This is a genomic window from Streptomyces lomondensis (assembly GCF_014651035.1).
In the GTDB taxonomy this organism is placed as follows: Bacteria; Actinomycetota; Actinomycetes; order Streptomycetales; family Streptomycetaceae; genus Streptomyces; species Streptomyces lomondensis.
In genome coordinates, this window is record NZ_BMWC01000002.1 from 614,136 (window position 1) to 638,047 (window position 23,912).

Annotated in this window: 31 protein-coding genes; 3 read left to right on the forward strand and 28 right to left on the reverse strand. The window is 67.8% G+C overall.

All coding sequences use genetic code 11. The annotated features are described in order from the left end of the window. Nucleotides 1-17: 17 nt before the first annotated feature. The 24 genes from rplR to IE255_RS10285 form a co-directional block, all read right to left on the reverse strand. Nucleotides 18-401: a 50S ribosomal protein L18 gene (gene rplR / locus IE255_RS10175; RefSeq protein ID WP_190049856.1), complete on the reverse strand. Its 384-nt coding sequence runs from the start codon at nucleotides 399-401 to the stop codon at nucleotides 18-20. A gap of 3 nt (nucleotides 402-404) precedes the next feature. Then, the gene (gene rplF / locus IE255_RS10180) at nucleotides 405-944 is read right to left on the reverse strand and encodes a 50S ribosomal protein L6 (RefSeq protein ID WP_190049857.1); all 540 of its coding nucleotides are present in this window, start codon (nucleotides 942-944) and stop codon (nucleotides 405-407) included. Between the two features lie 23 nt (nucleotides 945-967). Further along, a complete protein-coding gene (gene rpsH, locus IE255_RS10185) occupies nucleotides 968-1,366 on the reverse strand; it encodes a 30S ribosomal protein S8 (RefSeq protein ID WP_086601011.1) in 399 nt (132 codons plus the stop codon). A gap of 212 nt (nucleotides 1,367-1,578) precedes the next feature. Next, nucleotides 1,579-1,764 carry a type Z 30S ribosomal protein S14 gene (locus tag IE255_RS10190; protein ID WP_003948630.1) on the reverse strand — a complete coding sequence of 62 codons (186 nt, stop codon included), beginning with the start codon at nucleotides 1,762-1,764 and terminating at the stop codon, nucleotides 1,579-1,581. A 5-nt stretch (nucleotides 1,765-1,769) separates the two neighbouring features. Next, entirely contained in the window at nucleotides 1,770-2,327 is a 558-nt protein-coding gene (rplE, locus tag IE255_RS10195) for a 50S ribosomal protein L5 (RefSeq protein ID WP_010036711.1), read from the reverse strand. Further along, entirely contained in the window at nucleotides 2,327-2,650 is a 324-nt protein-coding gene (gene rplX / locus IE255_RS10200; protein ID WP_010036713.1) for a 50S ribosomal protein L24, read from the reverse strand. Before rplX ends, rplE begins: the two co-directional genes overlap by 1 nt. Before the next feature lie 2 nt (nucleotides 2,651-2,652). After that, the gene (gene rplN, locus IE255_RS10205) at nucleotides 2,653-3,021 is read right to left on the reverse strand and encodes a 50S ribosomal protein L14 (RefSeq protein WP_003998823.1); all 369 of its coding nucleotides are present in this window, start codon (nucleotides 3,019-3,021) and stop codon (nucleotides 2,653-2,655) included. Nucleotides 3,022-3,118: 97 nt separating this feature from the next. After that, complete coding sequence (gene rpsQ, locus IE255_RS10210; RefSeq protein WP_010036717.1) at nucleotides 3,119-3,406, reverse strand: 30S ribosomal protein S17; 288 nt, start codon at nucleotides 3,404-3,406, stop codon at nucleotides 3,119-3,121. After that, the gene (gene rpmC / locus IE255_RS10215; RefSeq protein WP_003974259.1) at nucleotides 3,403-3,627 is read right to left on the reverse strand and encodes a 50S ribosomal protein L29; all 225 of its coding nucleotides are present in this window, start codon (nucleotides 3,625-3,627) and stop codon (nucleotides 3,403-3,405) included. The genes rpsQ and rpmC overlap by 4 nt, the downstream gene beginning before the upstream one ends. Next, nucleotides 3,627-4,046, reverse strand: coding sequence for a 50S ribosomal protein L16 (gene rplP / locus IE255_RS10220; protein ID WP_125504725.1), 420 nt, complete (start codon nucleotides 4,044-4,046; stop codon nucleotides 3,627-3,629). Before rplP ends, rpmC begins: the two co-directional genes overlap by 1 nt. 5 nt (nucleotides 4,047-4,051) lie before the next feature. After that, nucleotides 4,052-4,879 carry a 30S ribosomal protein S3 gene (rpsC, locus tag IE255_RS10225; RefSeq protein ID WP_190049858.1) on the reverse strand — a complete coding sequence of 276 codons (828 nt, stop codon included), beginning with the start codon at nucleotides 4,877-4,879 and terminating at the stop codon, nucleotides 4,052-4,054. After that, the gene (rplV, locus tag IE255_RS10230) at nucleotides 4,879-5,226 is read right to left on the reverse strand and encodes a 50S ribosomal protein L22 (protein ID WP_010036727.1); all 348 of its coding nucleotides are present in this window, start codon (nucleotides 5,224-5,226) and stop codon (nucleotides 4,879-4,881) included. The genes rpsC and rplV overlap by 1 nt, the downstream gene beginning before the upstream one ends. Before the next feature lie 44 nt (nucleotides 5,227-5,270). After that, on the reverse strand, nucleotides 5,271-5,552 hold the full coding sequence (gene rpsS, locus IE255_RS10235; protein ID WP_190049859.1) for a 30S ribosomal protein S19: 282 nt from the start codon (nucleotides 5,550-5,552) through the stop codon (nucleotides 5,271-5,273). Between the two features lie 12 nt (nucleotides 5,553-5,564). After that, nucleotides 5,565-6,401, reverse strand: a complete 837-nt coding sequence (gene rplB, locus IE255_RS10240) for a 50S ribosomal protein L2 (RefSeq protein ID WP_037669203.1) — start codon at nucleotides 6,399-6,401, stop codon at nucleotides 5,565-5,567. 38 nt (nucleotides 6,402-6,439) lie between these two features. Continuing rightward, nucleotides 6,440-6,859, reverse strand: coding sequence for a 50S ribosomal protein L23 (gene rplW, locus IE255_RS10245; protein WP_190049860.1), 420 nt, complete (start codon nucleotides 6,857-6,859; stop codon nucleotides 6,440-6,442). Further along, nucleotides 6,859-7,515, reverse strand: a complete 657-nt coding sequence (gene rplD, locus IE255_RS10250; RefSeq protein ID WP_030233889.1) for a 50S ribosomal protein L4 — start codon at nucleotides 7,513-7,515, stop codon at nucleotides 6,859-6,861. Before rplD ends, rplW begins: the two co-directional genes overlap by 1 nt. Before the next feature lie 4 nt (nucleotides 7,516-7,519). Further along, nucleotides 7,520-8,164 carry a 50S ribosomal protein L3 gene (rplC, locus tag IE255_RS10255; protein ID WP_014674369.1) on the reverse strand — a complete coding sequence of 215 codons (645 nt, stop codon included), beginning with the start codon at nucleotides 8,162-8,164 and terminating at the stop codon, nucleotides 7,520-7,522. Between the two features lie 17 nt (nucleotides 8,165-8,181). After that, nucleotides 8,182-8,490, reverse strand: coding sequence for a 30S ribosomal protein S10 (gene rpsJ, locus IE255_RS10260; RefSeq protein WP_003948644.1), 309 nt, complete (start codon nucleotides 8,488-8,490; stop codon nucleotides 8,182-8,184). A 694-nt stretch (nucleotides 8,491-9,184) separates the two neighbouring features. Beyond that, nucleotides 9,185-10,162, reverse strand: coding sequence for an SUKH-3 domain-containing protein (locus IE255_RS10265; RefSeq protein WP_190049861.1), 978 nt, complete (start codon nucleotides 10,160-10,162; stop codon nucleotides 9,185-9,187). Next, complete coding sequence (locus tag IE255_RS10270) at nucleotides 10,163-14,788, reverse strand: DUF6531 domain-containing protein (protein WP_190049862.1); 4,626 nt, start codon at nucleotides 14,786-14,788, stop codon at nucleotides 10,163-10,165. It abuts the gene before it with no gap. 109 nt (nucleotides 14,789-14,897) lie between these two features. Further along, a complete protein-coding gene (locus tag IE255_RS39095; RefSeq protein ID WP_229906342.1) occupies nucleotides 14,898-15,191 on the reverse strand; it encodes a hypothetical protein in 294 nt (97 codons plus the stop codon). A gap of 6 nt (nucleotides 15,192-15,197) precedes the next feature. Continuing rightward, nucleotides 15,198-15,440, reverse strand: a complete 243-nt coding sequence (locus IE255_RS39100; protein WP_229906343.1) for a barstar family protein — start codon at nucleotides 15,438-15,440, stop codon at nucleotides 15,198-15,200. An 11-nt stretch (nucleotides 15,441-15,451) separates the two neighbouring features. Then, the gene (locus tag IE255_RS10280; protein WP_190049863.1) at nucleotides 15,452-15,925 is read right to left on the reverse strand and encodes a hypothetical protein; all 474 of its coding nucleotides are present in this window, start codon (nucleotides 15,923-15,925) and stop codon (nucleotides 15,452-15,454) included. After that, the gene (locus IE255_RS10285; protein WP_190049864.1) at nucleotides 15,925-16,572 is read right to left on the reverse strand and encodes a hypothetical protein; all 648 of its coding nucleotides are present in this window, start codon (nucleotides 16,570-16,572) and stop codon (nucleotides 15,925-15,927) included. The genes IE255_RS10280 and IE255_RS10285 overlap by 1 nt, the downstream gene beginning before the upstream one ends. Nucleotides 16,573-16,663: 91 nt before the next feature. Between IE255_RS10285 and IE255_RS10290 the strand changes: the two genes are divergently transcribed. After that, a complete protein-coding gene (locus IE255_RS10290) occupies nucleotides 16,664-17,386 on the forward strand; it encodes a hypothetical protein (RefSeq protein ID WP_190049865.1) in 723 nt (240 codons plus the stop codon). Between the two features lie 173 nt (nucleotides 17,387-17,559). Here IE255_RS10290 and IE255_RS10295 read toward each other — a convergent pair whose 3' ends face one another. Together IE255_RS10295 and IE255_RS10300 are read right to left on the reverse strand one after the other, a co-directional pair. Further along, on the reverse strand, nucleotides 17,560-17,778 hold the full coding sequence (locus IE255_RS10295; RefSeq protein ID WP_190049866.1) for a DUF397 domain-containing protein: 219 nt from the start codon (nucleotides 17,776-17,778) through the stop codon (nucleotides 17,560-17,562). Next, nucleotides 17,775-18,653 carry a helix-turn-helix domain-containing protein gene (locus IE255_RS10300; RefSeq protein WP_190049867.1) on the reverse strand — a complete coding sequence of 293 codons (879 nt, stop codon included), beginning with the start codon at nucleotides 18,651-18,653 and terminating at the stop codon, nucleotides 17,775-17,777. Before IE255_RS10300 ends, IE255_RS10295 begins: the two co-directional genes overlap by 4 nt. Before the next feature lie 153 nt (nucleotides 18,654-18,806). Between IE255_RS10300 and IE255_RS10305 the strand changes: the two genes are divergently transcribed. Continuing rightward, nucleotides 18,807-19,235 (forward strand): ATP-binding protein, encoded by a 429-nt coding sequence (locus IE255_RS10305; protein ID WP_190049868.1) that lies wholly within the window; start codon nucleotides 18,807-18,809, stop codon nucleotides 19,233-19,235. Between the two features lie 358 nt (nucleotides 19,236-19,593). Further along, entirely contained in the window at nucleotides 19,594-20,310 is a 717-nt protein-coding gene (locus tag IE255_RS10310; protein WP_229906344.1) for a hypothetical protein, read from the forward strand. A gap of 106 nt (nucleotides 20,311-20,416) precedes the next feature. Here IE255_RS10310 and tuf read toward each other — a convergent pair whose 3' ends face one another. After that, nucleotides 20,417-21,610, reverse strand: coding sequence for an elongation factor Tu (tuf, locus tag IE255_RS10315; RefSeq protein WP_190049869.1), 1,194 nt, complete (start codon nucleotides 21,608-21,610; stop codon nucleotides 20,417-20,419). Between the two features lie 156 nt (nucleotides 21,611-21,766). Further along, entirely contained in the window at nucleotides 21,767-23,893 is a 2,127-nt protein-coding gene (gene fusA / locus IE255_RS10320) for an elongation factor G (RefSeq protein ID WP_190049870.1), read from the reverse strand. Between the last annotated feature and the right edge of the window lie 19 nt (nucleotides 23,894-23,912).

The following is a 23,912-nucleotide window of genomic DNA, read 5'->3' on the forward strand; positions in this document are numbered from 1 at the left end:
CTAGCTACGGAACCGACTCAGAACTTGAGTCCGGCCTCGCGGGCGGCGTCCGCCAGGGCGGCGATGCGCCCCGCGTACTGGTTACCACCACGGTCGAACACGACCGACTCGACACCGGCGGCCTTGGCACGCTCGGCGACCAGGGCGCCGACCTTCTTGGCCTGCGTGGACTTGTCGTCCTCGCCACCGCGGATCGAAGCGTCCAGGGTGGACGCCGATGCCAGGGTGTGGCCCTTCAGGTCGTCGATCACCTGCGCCACGATGTGGCGGTTGGAGCGGGTCACGACCAGACGGGGACGCTCCGCCGTACCGTTGATCCGCTTGCGGATCCGGATGTGACGGCGCTTGATCGCGGCGCGCTTGTAGGCGTCGCCCTTCAGGATCTTCTGCCCGTATGCCATGGCTTACTTACCCGCCTTTCCGACCTTGCGGCGGATGACTTCGCCCTCGTACTTGACGCCCTTGGCCTTGTACGGGTCGGGCTTGCGCAGCTTGCGGATGTTGGCCGCAACCTCGCCGACCTTCTGCTTGTCGATGCCCTCGACCGAGAAACGGGTGGGGGTCTCCACCTTGAAGGTGATGCCCTCGGGGGCCTCGACCAGGATCGGGTGGCTGTAGCCCAGGGAGAACTCCAGGTTGGAGCCCTTCGCCTGGACGCGGTAACCGACACCGCTGATCTCGAGCTTCTTGACGTATCCCTGGGTCACACCGGTGATCATGTTCGCCACCAGCGTGCGGGACAGGCCGTGCAGGGCCCTGCTCTGCCGCTCGTCGTTCGGGCGGGTCACCTGGAGGGTGCCGTCCTCGCCCTTAGCGATCTCGATCGGCGCGACGACGGTGTGGGTCAGTTCGCCCTTGGGGCCCTTGACCGCGACCGTCCGGCCGTCGATGGTGACGTCCACGCCGGCGGGAACCGGGATGGGGAGCTTGCCGATACGCGACATTGTGTCTCTCCTCCGTTCCCGAATTACCAGACGTAGGCGAGGACTTCCCCACCCACGCCCTTCTTCTGCGCCTGCTTGTCGGTCAGGAGCCCGTGGGACGTGGAGATGATCGCCACGCCCAGGCCGCCCAGGACCTTCGGCAGGTTGGTGGACTTCGCGTACACCCGGAGACCGGGCTTGGAGATCCGCTTGATGCCCGCGATGGAGCGCTCACGGTTGGGGCCGAACTTCAGCTCCAGGACGAGGTTCTTGCCGACCTCGGCGTCCTCGACCTTCCAGCCCGTGATGAAGCCCTCCTGCTGGAGGATCTCCGCGATGTGAGACTTGATCTTCGAGTGCGGCATCGCCACGGTGTCGTGGTACGCCGAGTTCGCGTTCCGCAGACGCGTCAGCATGTCTGCGATCGGATCAGTCATGGTCATGAATTGGCCTTCGGCCTCTCTCGCCGGGGTTTCCTGGTGCGCCATCCCTCTCCCCGATCCGAGACGGGACGGGTGCGGCGCGGTGGACCTACGGCGTAGTAAGTCGTACGGGCGGCGACAGACGCCCAACCCCACAAGCCTAAGGCATGCGGGCTGGGCGTCTGACCGCCCCTAGATTTACCGAGAGCCTGGGGAATCCCGAATTACCGGGACTACCAGGAGCTCTTGGTCACGCCCGGCAGCTCGCCACGGTGAGCCATCTCACGAAGGCACACGCGGCACAGGCCGAACTTGCGGTACACGGAGTGCGGGCGGCCGCAGCGCTGGCAGCGGGTGTAGCCACGCACACCGAACTTGGGCTTGCGAGCAGCCTTGGCAATCAGAGCCTTCTTCGCCATCTCGCTCACGCCTCCTTGAAGGGGAAGCCGAGGTGACGAAGGAGCGCGCGGCCCTCAGCGTCGTTGGTCGCCGTGGTGACCACGGTGATGTCCATACCCCGGACGCGGTCGATCTTGTCCTGGTCGATCTCGTGGAACATGACCTGCTCCGTGAGACCGAAGGTGTAGTTGCCACGGCCGTCGAACTGCTTGGGGGACAGGCCGCGGAAGTCGCGGATGCGCGGCAGCGCGAGCGACAGGGTGCGGTCCAGGAACTCCCACATGCGGTCGCCACGGAGCGTGACGTGGGCACCGATCGGCTGGCCCTCACGCAGCTTGAACTGAGCGATGGACTTGCGGGCCTTGGTGACGGCCGGCTTCTGACCGGTGATCGTGGTGAGGTCGCGGATGGCGCCCTCGATCAGCTTGGAGTCGCGGGCGGCGTCGCCCACACCCATGTTGACCACGATCTTGACGAGGCCGGGGATCTGCATGACGTTCTCGTACTTGAACTCGTCACGCAGCTTGCCCGTGATCTCCTCACGGTACTTCTGCTTCAGGCGCGGAGTGGTGGTGGTCGTCATCAGATGTCCTCACCCGTCCGCTTGGCAACGCGGATCTTGTTGCCTTCGTCGTCGAAGCGGTAACCGACGCGGGTCACGACCTTCTTGCCGTCCTTCTCCACGACCAGCTGGACGTTGGAGACGTGGATCGGCGCCTCGGTGGTGACGATGCCGCCGGCCTGCGAACCGCGAGCCGTCGGACCGGCCTTGGTGTGCTTCTTGACCCGGTTGACACCCTCGACCAGGACACGGTCCTCGCGGGGGAAGGCCGCGATGACCTTGCCCTGCTTGCCCTTGTCCTTGCCGGTGATGACCTGGACCAGGTCGCCCTTCTTGATCTTCATGCTCACAGCACCTCCGGCGCGAGGGAGATGATCTTCATGAACTTCTTCTCGCGCAGCTCACGGCCGACCGGGCCGAAGATACGGGTGCCGCGAGGGTCGCCGTCGTTCTTCAGAATGACGGCGGCGTTCTCGTCGAAGCGGATGTACGAGCCGTCCGGACGGCGGCGCTCCTTGACGGTGCGAACGATGACCGCCTTGACGACGTCACCCTTCTTCACGTTGCCACCGGGGATCGCGTCCTTGACGGTGGCGACGATGACGTCACCGATACCCGCGTAGCGGCGACCGGAGCCGCCGAGCACACGGATGCAGAGGATCTCCTTCGCACCCGTGTTGTCGGCGACACGCAGTCGCGACTCCTGCTGGATCACGTCTATCTCCTGATCGTCTGCCGGTTCCCCGGGGGCCGCTCACCGAGCGGGCCCCCGGAGCCTGGCGGAACTGACCTGCGGGTTTGCCCCGCAGGAATTACTTGGCCTTCTCGAGGATCTCGACGACGCGCCAGCGCTTGGTCGCGGACAGCGGCCGGGTCTCCATGAGGAGGACGCGGTCGCCGACACCCGCGGCGTTCTGCTCGTCGTGGGCCTTGAGCTTGTTCGTACGACGGATGACCTTGCCGTACAGCGCGTGCTTGACGCGGTCCTCGACGGCGACGACGACGGTCTTGTCCATCTTGTCGCTGACGACCAGGCCCTCACGGGTCTTGCGGAAACCGCGGTCCGTCTTGGTCTCTTCAGTCACGTTGCTCTCGCTCATGCGCTCTCCACCGTCTCGATGCCCAGCTCGCGCTCACGCATCAGGGTGTAGATCCGCGCGATGTCCTTGCGGACGGCCTTGAGCCGACCGTGGTTCTCGAGCTGGCCCGTCGCCGCCTGGAAGCGGAGGTTGAACAGCTCTTCCTTGGCCTCGCGGAGCTTCGCCAGAAGCTCCTCGTTGCCCAGCTCGCGCAGCTCCGACGCCTTGGTACCGGCCGACATCACGCTTCACCTGCCTCGCGCTTGACGATCTTGCACTTCATCGGCAGCTTGTGAGCCGCACGGGTCAGGGCCTCGCGCGCGATCTTCTCGTTGGGGTACGACAGCTCGAACATCACGCGTCCGGGCTTGACGTTGGCCACCCACCACTCCGGCGAACCCTTACCGGAACCCATGCGGGTCTCGGCCGGCTTCTTGGTGAGGGGGCGGTCCGGGTAGATGTTGATCCAGACCTTGCCGCCACGCTTGATGTGACGGGTCATCGCGATACGAGCGGCCTCGATCTGACGGTTCGTCACGTACGCCGGGGTCAGCGCCTGGATGCCGTACTCGCCGAACGCAACCTGCGTGCCACCCTTGGACATGCCGGTGCGCTTCGGGTGGTGCTGCTTGCGGTGCTTGACCCTACGGGGGATCAGCATTTCGGTCAGGCCTCCGTTCCGGTGCTCTCAGCCGGAGCGGCGGACGCGGGAGCCTCGGCCTTGGGGGCCTCGGCACCAGCGGCCTGCTGCGGCTTGCGACCGCGCCGCTCGCCACCGCGGCCACCACGGGCCGGGCGGTCGGCACCGCCACCGCGGGCCGGGCGGTTGCCCGCACGGGCGGCAGCGTTCTCGGCGCGGACCTCGGCGATGTTCTTGACGTCGCCCTTGTAGATCCAGACCTTCACACCGATGCGGCCGAAGGTCGTCTTGGCCTCGAAGAAGCCGTAGTCCACGTTCGCGCGGAGCGTGTGCAGGGGCACGCGGCCCTCGCGGTAGAACTCCGAGCGGGACATCTCGGCGCCGCCGAGGCGGCCACCGCACTGGATCTTGATGCCCTTGGCGCCGGCCTTCATCGCCGACTGCATGCTCTTGCGCATGGCACGGCGGAAGGAGACGCGGGAGGAGAGCTGCTCGGCGACGGCCTGGGCAACCAGCTGAGCGTCGGTCTCGGGGTTCTTGACCTCGAGGATGTTCAGCTGGACCTGCTTGCCCGTGAGCTTCTCGAGGTCACCGCGGATGCGGTCGGCCTCGGCGCCACGGCGGCCGATGACGATGCCCGGACGGGCCGTGTGGATGTCCACACGGACGCGGTCACGGGTGCGCTCGATCTCGACCTTGGAGATGCCGGCGCGCTCCATGCCGGACGTCATCATCCGACGGATGGCGACGTCTTCCTTGACGTAGTCCTTGTACAGCTTGTCGGCGTACCAACGCGACTTGAAGTCGGTCGTGACACCGAGCCGGAACCCGTGCGGGTTTACCTTCTGGCCCATTACCGGGTTCCTTCCTTGCTGCTGACGACCACGGTGATGTGGCTGGTCCGCTTGCGGATCCGGTAGGCACGGCCCTGGGCACGCGGACGGAACCGCTTCAGGGTCGGGCCCTCGTCGACGTAGGCCTCGGAGATGTAGAGGCTGTCGACATCGGTGTGGTCGTAGTTGTGCGCGGCATTGGCGATGGCGCTGTCCAGCACCTTGCCGACCGGCACGCTCGCGGCCTGCGGGGCGAAACGCAGGACCGCCTGAGCCTCCGTGGCGTTCAGGCCACGGATGAGGTCCACCACACGGCGGGCCTTCATGGGCGTGACGCGGATGTACCGCGCCTGGGCCCTGGCTTCCATGGTTGTCCCTTCGATGTTTGTCATGATCATTCGCACCCCGCTGACTAGCGGCGCTTCGACTTCCGGTCTTCCTTGACGTGGCCCCGGAAGGTGCGGGTCGGCGAGAACTCGCCGAGCTTGTGGCCGACCATCGACTCGGTGACAAACACCGGGATGTGGGTCTTGCCGTTGTGCACCGCGATCGTGTGGCCCAGCATGTCCGGGACGATCATCGAGCGGCGGGACCAGGTCTTGATGACGTTCTTGGTGCCGGCTTCGTTCTGGGCTTCCACCTTCTTGATCAGGTGGTCGTCGACGAAGGGCCCCTTCTTCAAGCTACGAGGCATCTCAACCCGTCCTTAGCGCTTCTTGTTCGTCTTGCGGCGGCGGACGATGTACTTGTTCGACGCCTTCTTGGGCGAACGAGTACGGCCTTCCTTCTTGCCCCACGGGGACACGGGGTGGCGGCCACCGGAGGTCCGGCCCTCACCACCACCGTGCGGGTGGTCGACCGGGTTCATGACCACACCACGGACGGTCGGGCGAACGCCCAGCCACCGCTTACGGCCCGCCTTGCCCCAGTTGATGTTGGACTGCTCGGCGTTGCCGACCTCGCCCACAGTGGCGCGGCAGCGGACGTCGACCAGCCGGATCTCACCGGACGGCATGCGCAGGTGGGCCATCTGGCCCTCCTTCGCGAGCAGCTGCACCGAGGCGCCGGCGGAGCGGGCGAACTTGGCGCCGCCGCCCGGACGCAGCTCGATGGCGTGCAGCGTGGTACCGACCGGGATGTTGCGCAGGGCAAGGTTGTTGCCCGGCTTGATGTCGGCCCCGGGACCGTTCTCGACGCGGTCGCCCTGCGACAGGCCACGCGGCGCGAGGATGTAGCGCTTCTCGCCGTCCGCGTAGTGCAGCAGCGCGATGCGCGCGGTGCGGTTGGGGTCGTACTCGATGTGCGCGACCTTCGCCGGCACGCCGTCCTTGTCGTGACGACGGAAGTCGATCACGCGGTAGGCGCGCTTGTGGCCACCACCCTGGTGGCGGACGGTCACACGACCGGAGTTGTTACGGCCACCCTTGCTGTGCAGGGGGCGGACCAACGACTTCTCCGGCGTGGACCGCGTGACCTCGACGAAGTCGGCGACGCTGGCACCACGACGGCCAGGAGTCGTCGGCTTGTACTTGCGGATACCCATTTCTCAGTCCTCGTCCGATTCCGGACGATCCTGACCGCTTACGCGGTCGGACCGCCGAAGATGTCGATACGGTCGCCCTCGGCGAGGGTCACGATCGCGCGCTTGGTGGACGCACGCTGGCCGAAGCCGGTGCGGGTCCGCTTGCGCTTGCCCTGGCGGTTGATCGTGTTGACCCCGGTGACCTTGACCGAGAAGACCGACTGGACGGCCTCCTTGATCTGGGTCTTGTTGGCACGCGGGTCCACGACGAAGGTGTACTTGCCCTCGTCGAGAAGCGCGTAGCTCTTCTCGGAGACGACCGGCTTGAGCAGCACGTCACGGGGGTCCGTGAAGGACTTGCTCAGCGGGGTCTCGACGGTGTTCTTGCCCTCGGTGGCGTGGCGACGCGCCTTCTTGACGCGGGCTTCCTTGGCCTTCTTCGCGGCCTTGGAGGCGATAGCGGGGTGACGGATAGCCATCAGACCTCGCTCCCTTCGGTGTCATTGGCCTTCGGGCCGGACACGAAGGACTCGAAGGCAGCCTTGGTGAAGACCACGTCGTCCGAGACGAGAACGTCGTACGTGTTCAGCTGGCCCGGCTCCAGGATGTGGACCTGGGGCAGGTTGCGGGCGGACAGCCACGCGGCCTCGTCGGCGCGGTCGACGACCAGGAGCAGGTTCTTGCGCTCCGAGATCTTGCCGAACAGCGTCTTGGCGGCCTTCGTCGACGGGTTCTCACCCTCGACGACGCCGGAGACGACGTGGATGCGGTTGTGGCGGGCCCGGTCGGTGAGGGCGTGGCGCAGGGCCGCGGCCTTCATCTTCTTCGGGGTCCGCTGCGAGTAGTCACGCGGCACGGGGCCGTGCACGACGCCACCACCGGCGAACTGCGGCGCGCGGGTCGAACCCTGACGGGCGCGACCGGTGCCCTTCTGGCGGTACGGCTTCTTGCCACCGCCGCGGACCTCGCCACGGGTCTTGGTCTTGTGCGTGCCCTGGCGGGCAGCGGCCAGCTGTGCGACGACGACCTGGTGGATCAGCGGGATGCTGACCTTCTCAACGCCGAAGATCTCCGCGGGGAGCTCGACGGAACCGGCCTTGTCGCCCGCCGGCGAAAGGATGTCAACAGTGCTCATTACCTCAGGCCCCCTTGGCCGCGGTGCGGACCAGGACGAGGCCGCCGTTCGGACCGGGAACCGCGCCCTTGATGAGCAGCAGACCCTTCTCCGCGTCAACGGCGTGGACGGTCAGGTTCTGGGTGGTGACCCGCTCGTTGCCCATGCGACCCGCCATGCGGAGGCCCTTGAACACACGGCCCGGGGTGGCGCAGCCACCGATGGAACCGGGAGAGCGGTGCTTGCGCTGGGTGCCGTGTCCGGCGCCGAGGCCACGGAAGTTGTGGCGCTTCATGACACCGGCGAAGCCCTTGCCCTTGCTCTTGCCGGTCACGTCGACCTTGACGCCGGCCTCGAACACCTCAGCGGTGATCTCCTGGCCGAGCGTGTACTCGGAGGCGTCCGCGGTGCGGATCTCGACGAGGTGACGACGGGGAGTGACGTCGGCCTTGGCGAAGTGGCCCTTGAGGGGCTTGTTCACCTTGCGCGGGTCGATCTCGCCGAAGGCGATCTGGACGGACTCGTAGCCGTCGACGTCGTTCGTACGGACCTGGGTGACGACGTTCGGCCCGGCCTTGACGACGGTCACCGGGACGACACGGTTGTTCTCGTCCCAGACCTGAGTCATACCGAGCTTCTCGCCCAGGATGCCCTTGATCTGCTTAGCCATCTCTCAGATCACCGGCCTCAGAGCTTGATCTCGATGTCGACACCGGCCGGGAGGTCGAGTCGCATCAGAGAGTCAACGGTCTTGGGGGTCGGGTCGAGGATGTCGATCAGGCGCTTGTGCGTGCGCATCTCGAAGTGCTCGCGCGAGTCCTTGTACTTGTGCGGCGACTTGATGACGCAGTACACGTTCTTCTCAGTGGGCAGCGGCACCGGGCCCGCGACCGACGCACCAGTACGCGTCACCGTCTCGACGATCTTCTTCGCCGAGGAGTCGATGACCTCGTGGTCGTAGGCCTTGAGCCGGATGCGGATCTTCTGTCCCGCCATGGCTACTCAGTAGTCCTGTCTCTCTTACGCTCTGGAACCCGGTGGATTCCTTCTGCTGCCTTCGTTCCTCCGACCCACGCGGTCGGGCGTGTCGCACTCTCGCTGACACAGATGTCCCTTGTTCGAACATCCCTGCGGGATTGCGCACGGCCCTGCCGGAACCGCGAGCCGGGGGCTGAAGGCCCACCGGGTGCCTGGCCGGTGCCGCACCTTGCTTCCCGAAAGATTCCCGTACGTCCGCCCCAGCGCTGCCGTGTGGCAGTTAGGGCGACGAGTACTGTGGGACTCGCTTCCGGTCCTCCCGGCGGGAGGCGCGCAGCATCAACACTCGACCGAGCAACTCGGACAGTCTGCCATACGGGGCAACGCCGACGCCAATCGAGCCGGAGAGAATACCCCGGGGGTGACGTAGGTCAAACCAGGGGCGCGCCCGGCGCACGCCGGGAGGCCCGGGCCCGCCGGAGGTCGCCCGCGGACCCGGTGGCCGCTCGGGGAGCGAGCGATGAGAAGCAGCTCGCCGTCCGGGGACCGCAGGGCAGAGACGTCTGAGTCCTCGGCCAGTCGTACGCGCAGCCAGCCGTGCTTCGTGCCGGCGGCCACCAGACACGTGGCGTCTTCGGACAGGACACCGATGGCGCGAGCACGAGCCCTCCAAGCCTCGTCGAGGCGGCGCGGGGCGTCGGCAGCCCGCCGTTCAGTAGGAAGCCGTTGGCTGAATTCTGCTCGTGAGCTTCTGCAGGGCCTCGTCGGGTGTGGGGGCCAGCAGCCAGACGCTGTCCATACCGGCATAGACCGAGCCGTCCTCCGCCATGGCCAGATGCTGGTTTCCGCGGTCGCGCATGCCGATCGGGTACAGGTCGACGCCCGCCTGCTCGGCGAGGTCGTCGATGATCTCCGCGTCCCAGAGCGCCAGCAGCGGATCCAGCGAGAACTCCATCCACGGCATCGAGTCCCACGGCTCCCGGTAGGACACGCTCACGGCGCCGAACTCGGACAGGAAGGACCGCGCCGCGTCGTGGATCTCGAACTCGCCGGTCTGCAGAAGGATGCTTTCCCACGTCTGCGTGGGCACGGACCGGCCCGGGAACCAGCCACCGGCCCGCAGTACCCGGTCGGTCTCCTCCGGCCAGCGGGACCCGGCGTCCGGGCCGGTCTCCACCGTGTGCAGTCGCCTCCAGAAGGGGTCCTCGGCCGTCGGAACACCGGGCGTCCAGAGGGCAGACCGGGCACCCTGCACCTCGACCAAGCGGGCCAGCGCCCGGTCGGTGGTCGGGGCGAGCAGTTCCACACGGTCTCCCCTCATGAGGTGAAGGGCTCCGTCCTCGGTGATGCCCAGGAAACTGGCGCCCTCGTCCGCCGTGCCCACGGGGTAGAGGGGCGCTCCCGCTTCCCGGCCGGCCCTCGCGAACCGCTCGTCCTGCCACTGGGCGCGGACGGGATCGAACCGGATGGCGGACGACGTGGTGATCGAATCGGCGGGCCAGCCGTAGGTCACCAGCCCGCCGAATTCGGAGAGGAACCGGCGTGCCTCGTCGTGGGCCGCAAAGGCCCCACGCTCGTGCAGGACCGACTCCCAGGTGACGGTCGGCACCGAGCGCCCGGGGCGCCAGCCAGCGCGGCGCAGTACGTCTTCGGTCTGCGGAGACCAGTCCCGCGTGTAGCCATCGCTCACTTACAACACCGTCCGAACGCCTAGTTCTTCGAGAACGTGCCTGCACGACGGGCAGGCCGGTTTGGGTTGGCCGTGAACCGGATTGCCCGGCGCGCGTACCTCCACCGCCGCCATCACCCCGCCTCGGGGGTCGACCCCCGCCCTCATGGCATGCGACAGGGCTTCGGCCTCGCCGCACTTCGAGTGCGCGCCACCGACCTGCTCCTTGATGTGGTCCGGGACCCGATCATAGGCAGCCTGCACATCGGGGTGGAGATCGTGGCTGCCCCCGCCCTTGATGCTGGCGCCGTGGAAAGGCGTTTCGTGCCCCGGAACCGACAGTCCCGCAGCACTCGTGGGCCTGGTCCTCTTGCTCGCTCCCGGTTTCTGCTGTTCCAGGTCCGCCCGCCGCTCGGCGGCACTGCGGGCCGCGTCCTCGCAGGAAGGCGCGAGGCCGAAGGGGTCGACGGCCGTGAACGGGTTGGCCACGTAGGTGCGCGGATTCGGTCCCGGAGACAGACCGAGCGGGTCCAGGGACGCGTACCGTCCCGTCTCCGGGTCGTAATGGCGTTGATAGTTGTAGTGGAGTGCCGTCTCCGGATCGTCGTACTGTCCTGGGAAGCGCAGTGGACAGTACGCACCGTCCGGACCCACGGATCGAAGCGGCGCCCCCCACACCGTGGTCCGAGCCCGCCAGGCCACTTCCCCAGGTTCCGTGACCATCTCGGTGGGGGTCCCGACCAGGTCCGTGACGATGGAGTAGAACTCGCGGTCGATCCACTCCTGGGACAGGTCCGGCGACGCCACTCGCTCGATCTGTGTGATGGGACTGAAGCGATCCTGCTCCCAGTCCCACACAGTGCACCGGGGGGCCTCGTCGACCGCCCTGGTGACCTGTTCGGCCAGCACGAAGCCGTCCCAGACGAACGTGGTCTCCTCCACCACCGTTTCGCTGTCCGGCCCGAGCCGCCGTTTGGCTATGCGGCGGCCGTACGGGTCGTACGCGTAAGTCCAAGCGGTCCCGTCCGGGGTGGTCACGGCGACCAGACGGTCCTGGCTGTCCCATGTGTAGCGCCACACGTCGGGCTTGCGGGACAACCGCTTCTTCCGCCGGACGACGACCCGGCCTTGGTCATCGTACTCGTAGCTGATGTCCCCGGCCCGGCGGAGCGGTGCGTGTTCTCGGGGCGGTACCGCCTGGGCGGGCGACGCGAGGTGCCACTCCCCCTCGGCGAGGTTGCCCGCCGCGTCGTATGCGTAGCGTTCGGACCAGTCCGCCGCTCGCACAGCGGCGACTCGGCCGTGGCCGTCTACATCGACGACGCGGTCACCCTGCAGCATGTCGGTGATCGCGGCGACCGTGCCGTCAGGCCGGTATCGGTAGGCGCGGTGCTGGAGACGCTCGGGTTCCTCCACCGGGACAGGTCCGTTCACCGGACCGGCAGCGGTCAGGGTCTGAGAGCTCAGCCTGCCGACCGCGTCCCAGGTCTGGCTCAGCGTGACCCCGCCCACGCGCCGTTCGGTCTCACGCCCGGCCTGGTCGTAGGCGAACGCGACGGTTCTTCCGGCCGTCCTCAGCAGTACGGGCCGGTCCCGCCCGTCGTACTCCCACACGCTCACCGCGTTCGACGGGGTCACGCGGCTCACGCGCCTGCCCAGGACGTCGTAGGCCGAGCGCACGGTGGCTCCGTTGCAGGTCTCCGCCAGGATCCGGCCCCGGGCATCACGCTCGTAGGCCAGTTCCGCCCCGGGGCCGGCCACTCGGCGGACCTGCCCGCGGGCGTCGTACTCGTAGCGGGTGACGCCCTCGGCTGTCCGCTGCTCCGTCACCTTGCCGAGGTCGTCGCGGACATAGTCGATGGACTGGCCCGCGCCGTTGGTCTGACCGATGAGACGCCCGGTTGCGTCGAAGCGGTAGGACTGGATCCGGCCGCCGAAATCCCGCTCCCGGACCAGACGGCCCGCCTCGTCGTAGAAGTACTCCCATGCGTGGCCTTGCTGGTTGGTCACGGAGGTGACACGCAGTTCGCCGTCGTAGGCGAACCGCACCTGCGAGCCGTCGGGGTCCGTGCGCGCCAGCAGCAGGTCGAAGCCGCCGTACTCGAAGCGAGTCACCCGGCCCTGTGCGTCGACGTGCTCGACGAGGTTGCCCTCGGCGTCGTAGCGGCGTCGCTCCGTGCTGCCGTCGGGCAGGTCCAGCCCGAGCTGGCGGCCCTCCGGGCTCCAGCTCATCCGTGTGACGGACCCGTCGGGGCCCGTCTGCGTGACCACCCGTCCGAACGCATCGCGGATGTACCGCGTGATGCCGCCCTCGGCGTCCGTGACCGTGTGGGGCAGGCCCGCCGCGTCGGGCTCCAGCACAGCGGTACGACCGAGCGCATCGGTGACCGTGGTGAGTGCGCCGTCGGCGCGGTACCGGTAGCTGACACGGGCTCCCGCGGGGTCCGTCTCGGCGATCAGATTGCCGCGTTCGTCGTACTCCAGGTGCCACGCGTGGCCATCGGCCTGGACCACGGTGACGGGCTGCCCCCACGCATTGTTCTCGGCCGTCTCCCGGCTGCCGTCGGGCCGGATGACGGCAGTCGGGGCTCCGGTGCCGTCGTACGTGTAGCGGGTCGTCCGGCCGCCTGCGTCCGTCCGTGCGAGCAGCCGGTCGTAACGGTCCCACTCGGAACGGGTGTTGTGCCCCAGAGGGTCGGTCACGGAGACGAGTTGGTAGCGGTCGTTCCAGCGGTACGTCGTCGTGTTGCCCGACGCGTCGGTGTAGCGGGTCTCGCGGCTGTCGGTGTCATAGGCGATGGTGCACCGGAGGAGGCCGTCGGTGCCCTCACCGGCCACGCAGCGGTCCTGGTCGTCGTAAGTGAAGCGGTACCAGTAGCCGTTGCGATCGGTCCAGGAGGTGATGCGGGAGTGGTCGTCGTACGTGAGCTTCAGCGGGAGACCGGTTGAGTCACGGATCTCGGTGAGGTCGCCTTCGGGGCTGTAGTCGAAGCGCCTGAGCAGCGTGCCCTCGGAGCCGGCCTCCGGATCACGCAGCCTCAGCGCGGTGACTCGCCCGTTCTCCGTGTCAACGTGAACGTGTCGGCCTCCGGAGTCCCGCACGGCGACCGGCGTGCCGTCGGCGCTGCGGTCGATGTCGATCCGGTAGCCATTGCGGTCGGTCAGGGCGACGAGGAAGAGAGAGAACGCCTCGTCGCTGGCGGCCGGCCGCTGCGGGGCAGCGAAGTGACGGGTGACTGCCGTGAGCGGATCCGTGATGCTGACCGGCGCCCCGGGGCCGCCGTCCCAGTGCATCGGCCGGCGTGGCCCTTCCTGTGGCATCACCGAAGCGCCGGGCTCGGGCACCGGATAGAGGAGGATCATTCCGTCCTCAGTGGCGTAGACGGCGCCCTGATCGTCCAGCTCCAGACGTTCGTCCAAGGTCGAGGCCCAGGACGGGCCGAAGGAACGCCCGGCCCGGTAGGACGACAAGTGGGTACGCCGCAGGATCAAGGGCAGCAGGCCGGGCAGCTCGACATCGGTCTCGGCCATGTACATCTCGCCGGAGACCATGTCGATCGGGTCGCCGTTCAGGCACCGTCCCTTACCGGGCTTGGCGCGTGCCACGGCGTCATCGGCCTCCCTACGGAGCCCCTTCTTGCCGAGTCCCTTCGCCATGGCCGTGAGTCCGCCCTTGCCCAGGGCCTTCATCCCCTTGGCCAGGCCGCCGAGGGTGGTCAGCCCTTTCATGCCTGGTATGCAGTCCAGCGCGGCCAGCCCCACATCCCATAGGGACGCTTGGCCCTTGGAATACTTGTAGAGGGTGTCGGCGAGCACGACTGCCGCCGCGATCAGCACGATCGCGCCCAGGATCGGACCGCCGATGATCATCGCGACGATCCCGACCACCGCGACGACGACCTTGCACACCGCGACGATGTTGTCCCAGTTGTCGGTGAACCAGTCCCCGACCTCCTCCCACCACGACCGGTTCTGAATACCGGCGTCGGAGGCCTCGTCGATCTTCGACTTCGCCTCCCGCGCGGCCTCCTCACGCATCTTGCGCGCGTCCTCGGCCATCTTCTTCGCCGCGGTGAGAGCGTCCTGCGCATCGGAGACGTCCGACTGGGCTTTCGACTGGGCCGACTTGGCGTGCTGCGCCTCCCGGGTGGCGGCGCGGACCTTGGCCTCGTCCGGCTTGTCCCCATCTGACTTGCTGCCGGTCGGGTCGTCCTTGTACTTGTCCGCTTCCTTGGTCGCACGGGTCATCCACGAGTCGGCCGAGGTGAGGCGCGACTGGGCCGAGGAGAGGTTGTCGCGGGCCTCACGGCCTTTGATGAGTGCCTTGTCGGCCAGCGATTGCGCCCGCTCCAGCTTCGGCCAGAAGTCCGCCAGCGCGTCTCCGCACATCTCGTACGACTTCTTCAGCTTCTTGAGGTTCTTCGGGACGTCGGCGAAGTCCTCCTTGAAGACATCAGCCGACTTGCCCGCCCACTCAAGAAGCGTCCCCTCCCCCGCCATGCCCTTGACCAGACGCAATGCGTCGGAGACATCGTCGGCGAAGTCGTGCAACTGCTTCGCGAGTGTGCGCACCCGCTGCGGGTCACCAGGGGTCGGGTCCTTGTCCAGATCCAGGACATGCCAGTCCGTCGGCCTGTGCCCCGCCATATCGCAACCCCCGTCACGCCCACACCACATCAACAGCCGTATGCACACGTGAACTTACAAGGCCCAACCGTTCGACGGAAAGTTCCGCCCTGCACAGGGACTCACCACGTCAGTGCCATTGCTCGGGGTTGAGAGCCGCGGCAACGAACACGTCCCCGGTTGCGACGGTCAGGTTAGGCTGCCCCACCCACAGTGCGACTCTCTCGCGATCGCACGCACGGAACTCGAAGACGAAGTGTTCGGCGATGGCCGGCCGGTCCAGGGGGAGTCCATCGCGATCCACCGCCGCATTCGCGCGATCCGCGCCCTGGCAGAGGACTGAGACGAACAGGGGGAAGTGTTCCGCCTCCAGGAGTCGATCCGCGTCGTGAATGACGCCCGCGATCCCGACTCCACCCGTCACCGCACCTCACAGGTCGTCCAGGCAGTCCACCAAGGCGTCCCAGTTGCTGCCGAAATGACCAGGAAAGCGCAGGACCTGCGCGAACGAACGGCAGACCGCTGCCTCGGTCATCAGGTCGCGGGAGTCGAAGTGGTGGACGCGCCCTCCCTTCACCTCCAGCTCAGACAGCTGCCGATGGACCTCGGCCGCTCCCTGCGGCGCGAAGATGGCCCAGGGCTCCGAAGTCCCTGTGATGTCGAACCCGGCCATACCTGACTTCTTCAGCTTCTTGAGGTTCTTCGGGACGTCGGCGAAGTCGTGCAACTGCTGGCGTACACGGACCGCAGCCGCCAGGCTTCCAGCCGGTCCCGCACCGCCGCGTACACCCACCGCCTCTTGAACCACGAAGGCAGCTTCCGGAGCGGTACGAAGGTCAGGACGTCCCTGATGGGGTGCTCGGCGACTCCGCCGGGGCCTTCAGCGCGCAGGGCCGCGTACAGCTCGGGGGTCAACTCCCCATGGAGCCGGGCGGCATGACCGGCCGCCGTGAAGGCGAACCCCTGCTGACCGGCGTCCGGCAAGTGCATCGCCCTGACGATCCGCGGCGACGCCTCAGCCAGCGGGCAGTGAAATGCCAGGCCGATCACCGCCGTCCCGAGATGGGCCTCGCCCCGCTCGAACGCGGCGTCCCATTCCTCCAGGTCATCGAGGCCCAACAAGCCCTGCCCGCTCGCCCAGTCCCACCCGGGGGACATCAGCCCGTGAACCGGAACGTCGAAGTGATCGCGTCGAAGATGTCGAAGAACGAGTCCGCGAGGTCCAGGACCTGGCTGCTGCCGGCGACCAATGCCACCTTGCCCTCCTGGCCCGGGACGGGGATGTACGTCTGCATCAGCACAGCCCTGATCGTGCGGTTGAGCGCGTCGCCCGGTACGGCGATGTCCTCGATGCCGTACGTGCGTGCCGCCGGGCCGACTCCGGGGATGTCGACCGTCGTCACCTTGCGCCAGGAGTCGCCCTCGCGCTTCGCCTCCTTGACCGCGAGCTGGCTCGCGATGACCGCCGGGTCGTTCGACAGCGGCTCGCCGCGCTCGTTGCGGCCGCCGACCAGGGAGACGGTCACCGAGCCCGTGATCGGCGTGTCTCCGCCGAAGCTCTCCGCCATGCAGCCGCAGTACAGGGCGCCCGACTTCCACGCGTCCGCGGCGGCCTTCCGGAGGAAGTCGACGTACGCGTCCCGGTACTGCTCCAGCTCCGGGCGCTGGCGCACGCGTTCGGTCACCATCCGGCGGATCGAGTCGTCCCGCGACTCCGGCCGTACGTCGAACTCCCACCAGGACTCCGGCACCTTGATCCGGAAACCGCCCCGCTCGACGGTCAGTGCCTCCATGTAGCGGGCCATGACGCCGGCCTCCCCGTTCGCTCGATCACTCGTGCGGTCATCGTCCCATCGCCCGGGGGCGGGATGCGACAAGATCAGCGGCGTGAGACGGATGAGACAGCGAGCAGCCCTGAACCTGGCCCTGGCAGGTGCGGAGATCGAGCAGCGGAGGGGGCAGTGGTCCGCGGGCGGGGTCGGGAGCGAGGTCCAGGTGTCCTCCGTGCTGTGGACCGACGACCGCGCCGGTCTGGCGGTACGGTTCGGCTCGGCCGGCTGGGCCGTCCAGCTGACCGCAGAGGTGCACCGCAGCGGCTGGGCTCAGCTCCATTTCGTCTCGCAGGGCAAGGTCGTGCAGGAGAGTCGGCGCGTCGGCTCCGTCGAGGCGTTCGTCGCGCTGCTCGACGATGCCGTCGCCCGGGCCGCGCGGATCAGTCTGCAACCCGCACAGCTCCTCGCCACCACCTGCACGACCGGCTGGCTGGACTGGATCCACGGGGAGCTGTGGCTGCTCCCCGGCCACCTGGTCCGCATCCGCGGCGGCCTGCTCGCCACGATGGTGACCGGGTTCAGCGGGCCCGACCTGGCCGCCCCCGACACCCACCGGGCCCTTGCCTACGACCCCGACGCCATCCGCTCCGCCCACCGCACCAACAAGGTGCTCCCCCTCGCCGAGATCGCACACGCCCGGCTCCACGGCGGCCTGACCACGTCCGGAATGACGCTGACGATGGCCGACGGGACCCGTCACAAACTGCTGTGGATGTCCACCGAGCCCGCACGCCGCGTCCTCAGGGACCGGCTTCCGCCGCTCCTGGGCCCTCGGCTGACTCACTGAGTTCGTCCACCGTCCAGAAGGGCGAGCCCTGCGGCGGGGCCGGGCGTACGGAGAGCGTGCCGAAGTCGATGTCCGCGTCCGCGACCGGGTCCCCGACCGGCAGCCGACCCCGCTGATCCGGGCGGTCGGAAGTCATGCCCCAGTGTTACCGCCAGCCGCGGCGGGACCGAAGGCTAGTGGCCCGCACGCTCCAGTTCCGGGACGCCCGACACGAATCCCGACCAGGTGGCGGGCGAGAGGGCCAGCCGGGCGCCGTGGGTGTGCTTGGAGTCCCGGACGTGGATGGTGGCGGTGTCCGGGGCTATCGCGATCTCGACGCAGGACTCACCATTGGTGCCGCTGCTGTAACTGCTCTTGAACCACGCCAGTTCGGCCGAGGCCTTGCGAATCATGTCTCTCCCAGCAGTTCCTCGATAAAGGCCAGCGACTCCCGTGGTGGGAGGGCCTGCGCACGGAGGCTTCCGTACTGCAGCTCCAGGATGCGGAGATGCCTGGGGTCGGAGACGGGTCTGCCGTTGTACATGCCGTCGGCGCGTCCCACCGCCGTACCGTCCGGAAACTTCAGCAACTCGATCCTGCCATCCAGCCCCGGATGGGCCTCGGTGTTCGTCGGCATCACCTGAAGGGCGACGTTGTTCAAGCGCCCCACCGCCAGCAGACGTTCGAGCTGCTGCCTCCACACCATTGTGCCCCCGACTTGTCGGCGCAGCGGTGCCTCTTCCAGGACGAAGTGAACCGATGGGGCCGGATCTCGTTCGAAAACCGTCTGCCGCGCCATACGAGCAGCCACCATGCGTTCGACGTCGTCCGACGAGTAGGGCGGCTGCCAAGCCTCGAACAAGCACCGCGCGTGCTCCGGTGTCTGCAACAGCCCGTGGATGCTGTTGCACTCGTACACACCGATCTCTACCGCCTTGCCCTCCAGCTTCCCCAGCTCCCGCACCTTCTTGGGATACCGGACCCTCTTCACGTCCTCCCACGTCGCCGCAATCAGCCCACCCGCCCCCAGCACCCGGTCCGCCGTAACGAGGTACCCCTGCCGGGGAATCCGCTTCCCGCCCTCGATCTTGTAGACCAGGTCCTCCCCGTACCCCACCGCCGCTCCGAACTCGGCGGCCCGCATCCCCACCGCCTCCCGCCGCAGCTTCAGCTGCCGCCCCACCGTGGCGATGACCGCGACGCCCCAGTCGTCGTCGGGGTCGACCTCCCACCCCGGCTCGTCCGCCTCGCTCTTGAGCCGTCCCGTCTCCGCCGCCTCGGCCGTCATCCCGCACCCTTCCGTCGCACGACCCTGCCTCAGCGCCCTACCCGCACGCCCGACGCCGACAGCCCGGACACCACCGGACAAGCTCCGGACAGTCACCGTACGCACCCGCTGAGTCACTGTTCACGGTAGGCGCCGACGGCCACGCTGGGTGACGTGAAGCAGAACTCCCCCGAACTCGAACGCGAACTCGAACTCGCCACCCAGGTCCGCAACTTCAGCCTCCAGCTGTCCCCCACCCCACGCGGAGCCCGTCTCGCCCGTCTCCTGGCGACGGAACAACTGCGTTCCTGGGGACTGCCCTTGGACCCGGCGGCGCAGCTCGTCGCGGAGCTGTCGACCAACGCCGCGACTCACGGCCGCATCCCGGGCCGCGACTTCCGCCTGCTCCTCTACGTCGTCGCCGACACCCTCCGCATCGAGGTGACCGACACCCGCGACGACCGGCTTCCGACGCCGCAACTCCCCGACGCGGAGGCCGAGTCCGGCCGCGGACTGCTCCTCGTCGACGCGTTCGCCGACCGCTGGGGCGTCACCCCGGGCCTGCCCCCGCGCAAGACCGTCTGGGCAGAAGTCGACCTCTGACCGAGCCGCCCTGGGCGAAGCGCCGCTGTCAGTGCGGCCCCATACTCTGCCCCCATGACCCGCACCACCCCACCCCGCCCCCTGGACGTCACGGCCCTCTACCCCGAGCTCGCCCCGCTCGCCCGCACCACCGTCCGACTCCCCCCCCCGGGCGGAAACTCCGTCAGCCACCGACAGTTCCCTCGGCGGGCCCCTGCTGTGGCCGGCCGACGAACCCTGGCCGAGCTGCTCGGAGCACAGCGGCCCCTGGCACCTCGGTCTCGCCCCGGCCGACGTCCGGCTCCGGCGGCGGATCCTCACGGAGGCATGGGCGCGTCCCCGCGCCGACGGGGAGGACCTGCTGACCGCCGAGGAGCGGGTGATCGTCGACCGGGCGACCAGGAAGACCCGCATACCGCAGAAGGGCCCGGTCCCGATGGTGCCCGTGGCCCAGCTCTACGCCTCCGACGTCCCGGGCCTGCCCTGCCCGGACGGCGCCGATCTGCTCCAGGTGCTGTGGTGCCCCTTCGACCACGACCCGGACTACCTGCCCCGCGCGGAGCTGCGCTGGCGCACCGCCGGCGATGTGGTCGCACCCCGCACCGACGTCCCGCAGCCGTCCGTCATCGGCAGCGCCGACTACCTGCCCGAGCCCTGTGTGCTGCACCCCGAGCCGGTCACCGAATACCCGGCCCCGCACGAGCTGCCCGAAGAACTCGCCGAGCGGATCAGCGCCTGGGAGGACGAGATCGAGGAGGAGGCCGAAGACGAGGAAGCCGCCGTCTGCTACCAGTACGACCTCTCCGTCGCCCCCGGCACCAAGGTCGGCGGCCACGCCCCCTGGAGCTTCTCCGACCCCTTCCCCATGTCCTGCCCGGAGTGCGGCTCGGGCGTCCGCCCCCTGCTCACCATCGACGGCGCCGAATGGGACGGCGGCAGCGACAGCTGGCGCCCGCTGGAGGACGCCGGCTACACGGGCCATCACACGGACGGCCCGGCCTGCGCCACCCACCTCAACATCGGGCGCGGCTACTGCCTGCAGCTCTACGTCTGCGAGACGTCGTACGACCACCCGCATCTGCAGAACATGCAGTGACCTCCCCGGAGACCTTCCGGACACAGCAAAGGGGCCCGCACGACCGAAGTCGTACGGGCCCCTCCGAGCCACTCAGGTCAGCAGACCCTCAAGCCAGTCCGAAGACTCACTTGGTGATCTTGGTGACCTGGCCGGCGCCCACGGTCCGGCCACCCTCACGGATGGCGAACTTCAGGCCCTCCTCCATGGCGACGGGCTGGATGAGCTCCACCTTCATCTCGGTGTTGTCACCCGGCATGACCATCTCGGTGCCCTCGGGGAGGGTCACCACGCCGGTCACGTCCGTCGTGCGGAAGTAGAACTGCGGGCGGTAGTTGTTGAAGAACGGCGTGTGGCGGCCACCCTCGTCCTTGGACAGGATGTAGGCCTGGGCCTCGAACTCCGTGTGCGGGGTGACGGTGCCCGGCTTGATGATGACCTGGCCGCGCTCGACATCCTCGCGCTTGATACCACGGAGCAGCAGACCGACGTTCTCACCGGCCTGACCCTCGTCCAGCAGCTTACGGAACATCTCGATGCCCGTAACCGTGGTCTTGGTCTTCTCTTCCTTGATGCCGATGATCTCGACTTCCTCGTTCACCTTGAGCACACCGCGCTCGATACGGCCGGTGACGACCGTACCGCGACCGGTGATGGTGAAGACGTCCTCGATCGGCATGAGGAACGGCTTGTCGACGTCGCGCTCCGGCTCCGGAATCGCGGTGTCGACGGCGTTCATGAGCTCCAGGACGGACTGCGTCCACTCCTTGTCGCCCTCCAGCGCCTTCAGCGCGGAGACCTTGACGACCGGGCAGTCATCGCCCGGGAACTCGTACTCGGAGAGGAGCTCACGGACCTCGAGCTCGACGAGCTCCAGGATCTCCTCGTCGTCCACCATGTCGGCCTTGTTCAGGGCGACGACGATGTACGGCACGCCGACCTGGCGGGCCAGGAGCACGTGCTCCTTGGTCTGCGGCATCGGGCCGTCGGTGGCGGCGACCACCAGGATCGCGCCGTCCATCTGCGCGGCACCGGTGATCATGTTCTTGATGTAGTCCGCGTGACCCGGGCAGTCGACGTGGGCGTAGTGACGCGCCTCGGTCTGGTACTCGACGTGCGCGATGGAGATGGTGATACCGCGCTGGCGCTCCTCGGGCGCCTTGTCGATGTTGTCGAACGGGGTGGCCTCGTTCAGGTCCGGGTACGCCTCGTGCAGCACCTTGGTAATAGCCGCCGTCAGGGTGGTCTTACCGTGGTCGATGTGACCGATGGTGCCGATGTTGACGTGCGGCTTAGTCCGCTCGAACTTCGCCTTCGCCACTGGGGTCCTCCTGTGGAGTGGTTCTGTACGCCTTACTTCATCGGCGCCAGGTGATCTTTGCTGTCAAAACCCGGGGCCCGGGGCATTCACCCGAGAATGCGGGGGAATGCCCCACGAGGCTCCGGAGTCAAGCCTACGGCGTCTGGACGGGGTCCGTTACTCGCCCTTGGCCTTCGCGATGATCTCCTCGGCGACGTTCCGCGGAACCTCGGCGTAGGAGTCGAACTGCATCGAGTAGCTTGCGCGACCCGACGTCTTGCTGCGGAGGTCTCCGACGTAGCCGAACATCTCCGAAAGAGGCACGAGACCCCTCACGACGCGGGCACCGGCCCGCTCCTCCATGGCCTCGATCTGACCACGGCGGGAGTTGATGTCGCCGATGACCTCACCCATGTAGTCCTCGGGCGTGGTGACCTCGACGGCCATCATCGGCTCGAGCAGCACGGGGCTGGCCTTGCGCGCGGCCTCCTTGAAGGCCTGCGAACCGGCGATCTTGAACGCGAGCTCGGAGGAGTCGACCTCGTGGTAGGCACCGTCGAGCAGCGTCACGCGGACACCGGTCATCTCGTAACCGGCGAGGATGCCGAACTGCATGGCCTCCTGCGCACCGGCGTCCACCGAGGGAATGTACTCCTTCGGCACACGGCCACCGGTCACCTTGTTGATGAACTCGTACGAGGCGTCGCCGCCCTCGATCGGCTCGATCGCGATGATGACGCGGGCGAACTGGCCGGTACCACCCGTCTGCTTCTTGTGGGTGAACTCGACCTTCTCGACGGCCTTGCGGATCGTCTCACGGTAGGCGACCTGCGGCTTGCCGACGTTGGCCTCGACCTTGAACTCGCGCTTCATGCGGTCGACCAGCACCTCGAGGTGCAGCTCGCCCATGCCGCCGATGATGGTCTGGCCGGTCTCCTCGTTCGTGTGGACCTGGAAGGACGGGTCCTCCTCGGCCAGACGCTGGATCGCGACGCCGAGCTTCTCCTGGTCGCCCTTCGACTTGGGCTCGATGGCGACCTGGATGACCGGCGCCGGGAAGTCCATGGACTCCAGGATGACCGGGTTCTTGTCGTCGGACAGCGTCTCACCGGTGGTGGTCTGCTTCAGGCCCATGACGGCGACGATGTCGCCGGCGCCCACCGACTCGATCTCCTCACGCTTGTTGGCGTGCATGCGGTAGATCTTGCCGATGCGCTCCTTCTTGCCCTTGACGGAGTTGAGCACCTGCGTGCCCGACTCCAGGCGGCCCGAGTAGACCCGGACGAAGGTGAGCTTGCCGAGGTGCGGGTCGCTCATGATCTTGAACGCCAGCGCGGCGAGCGGCTCGTCGTCCGACGGCTTGCGGGCGATGACCTGCTCCGGGTCCTTGGCGTCGTGGCCCTCGATGGCCTCGACGTCGAGCGGGGAGGGCAGGTAGCGCACGACCGCGTCGAGCAGGGGCTGAACGCCCTTGTTCTTGAACGCGGTGCCGCAGAAGACGGGGGTGACGGTGGTGCCCTCGCCCTTGCCGGACGCGATGGTGATGCGACGGATCGCGGCGTAGAGCTGCTCCACGGTGGGCTCGGTGCCCTCCAGGTACAGCTCCATCAGCTCTTCGTCGTTCTCGGCGACGGCCTCGAGCAGCTTGCCGCGGTACTCCTCGGCAGCCTCGGCGTGGGTGTCCGGGATGTCGACGGTGTCGTACATCTCGCCCTTGGTCGCCTCGGCCGACCAGACCAGGGCCTTCATCGTCACGAGGTCGATGACGCCCTTGAAGTCCGCCTCCGCGCCGATCGGCAGCTGCATGACCAGCGGCTGCGCGCCCAGGCGGTCGGAGATCATGTCGACGCAGCGGTGGAACTCGGCACCGGTGCGGTCGAGCTTGTTCACGAAGCAGATACGCGGAACGCCGTAGCGGTCCGCCTGACGCCACACCGTCTCGGACTGGGGCTCCACGCCGGCGACGCCGTCGAACACCGTCACGGCACCGTCGAGCACGCGCAGGGAACGCTCCACCTCGACGGTGAAGTCGACGTGGCCCGGCGTGTCGATGATGTTGATGGTGTGGTCGACGTCTTCCAGCGGCCAGTGGCAGGTGGTGGCAGCAGAGGTGATCGTGATGCCACGCTCCTGCTCCTGCTCCATCCAGTCCATGGTGGCAGCGCCGTCGTGGACCTCACCGATCTTGTACGAAACGCCGGTGTAGAACAGGATCCGCTCGGTGGTGGTCGTCTTGCCCGCGTCGATGTGGGCCATGATCCCGATGTTGCGGACCCTGGCCAGGTCAAGCGAAGTGGTAGCCATAAGGCTTCAGTCTTCTCTC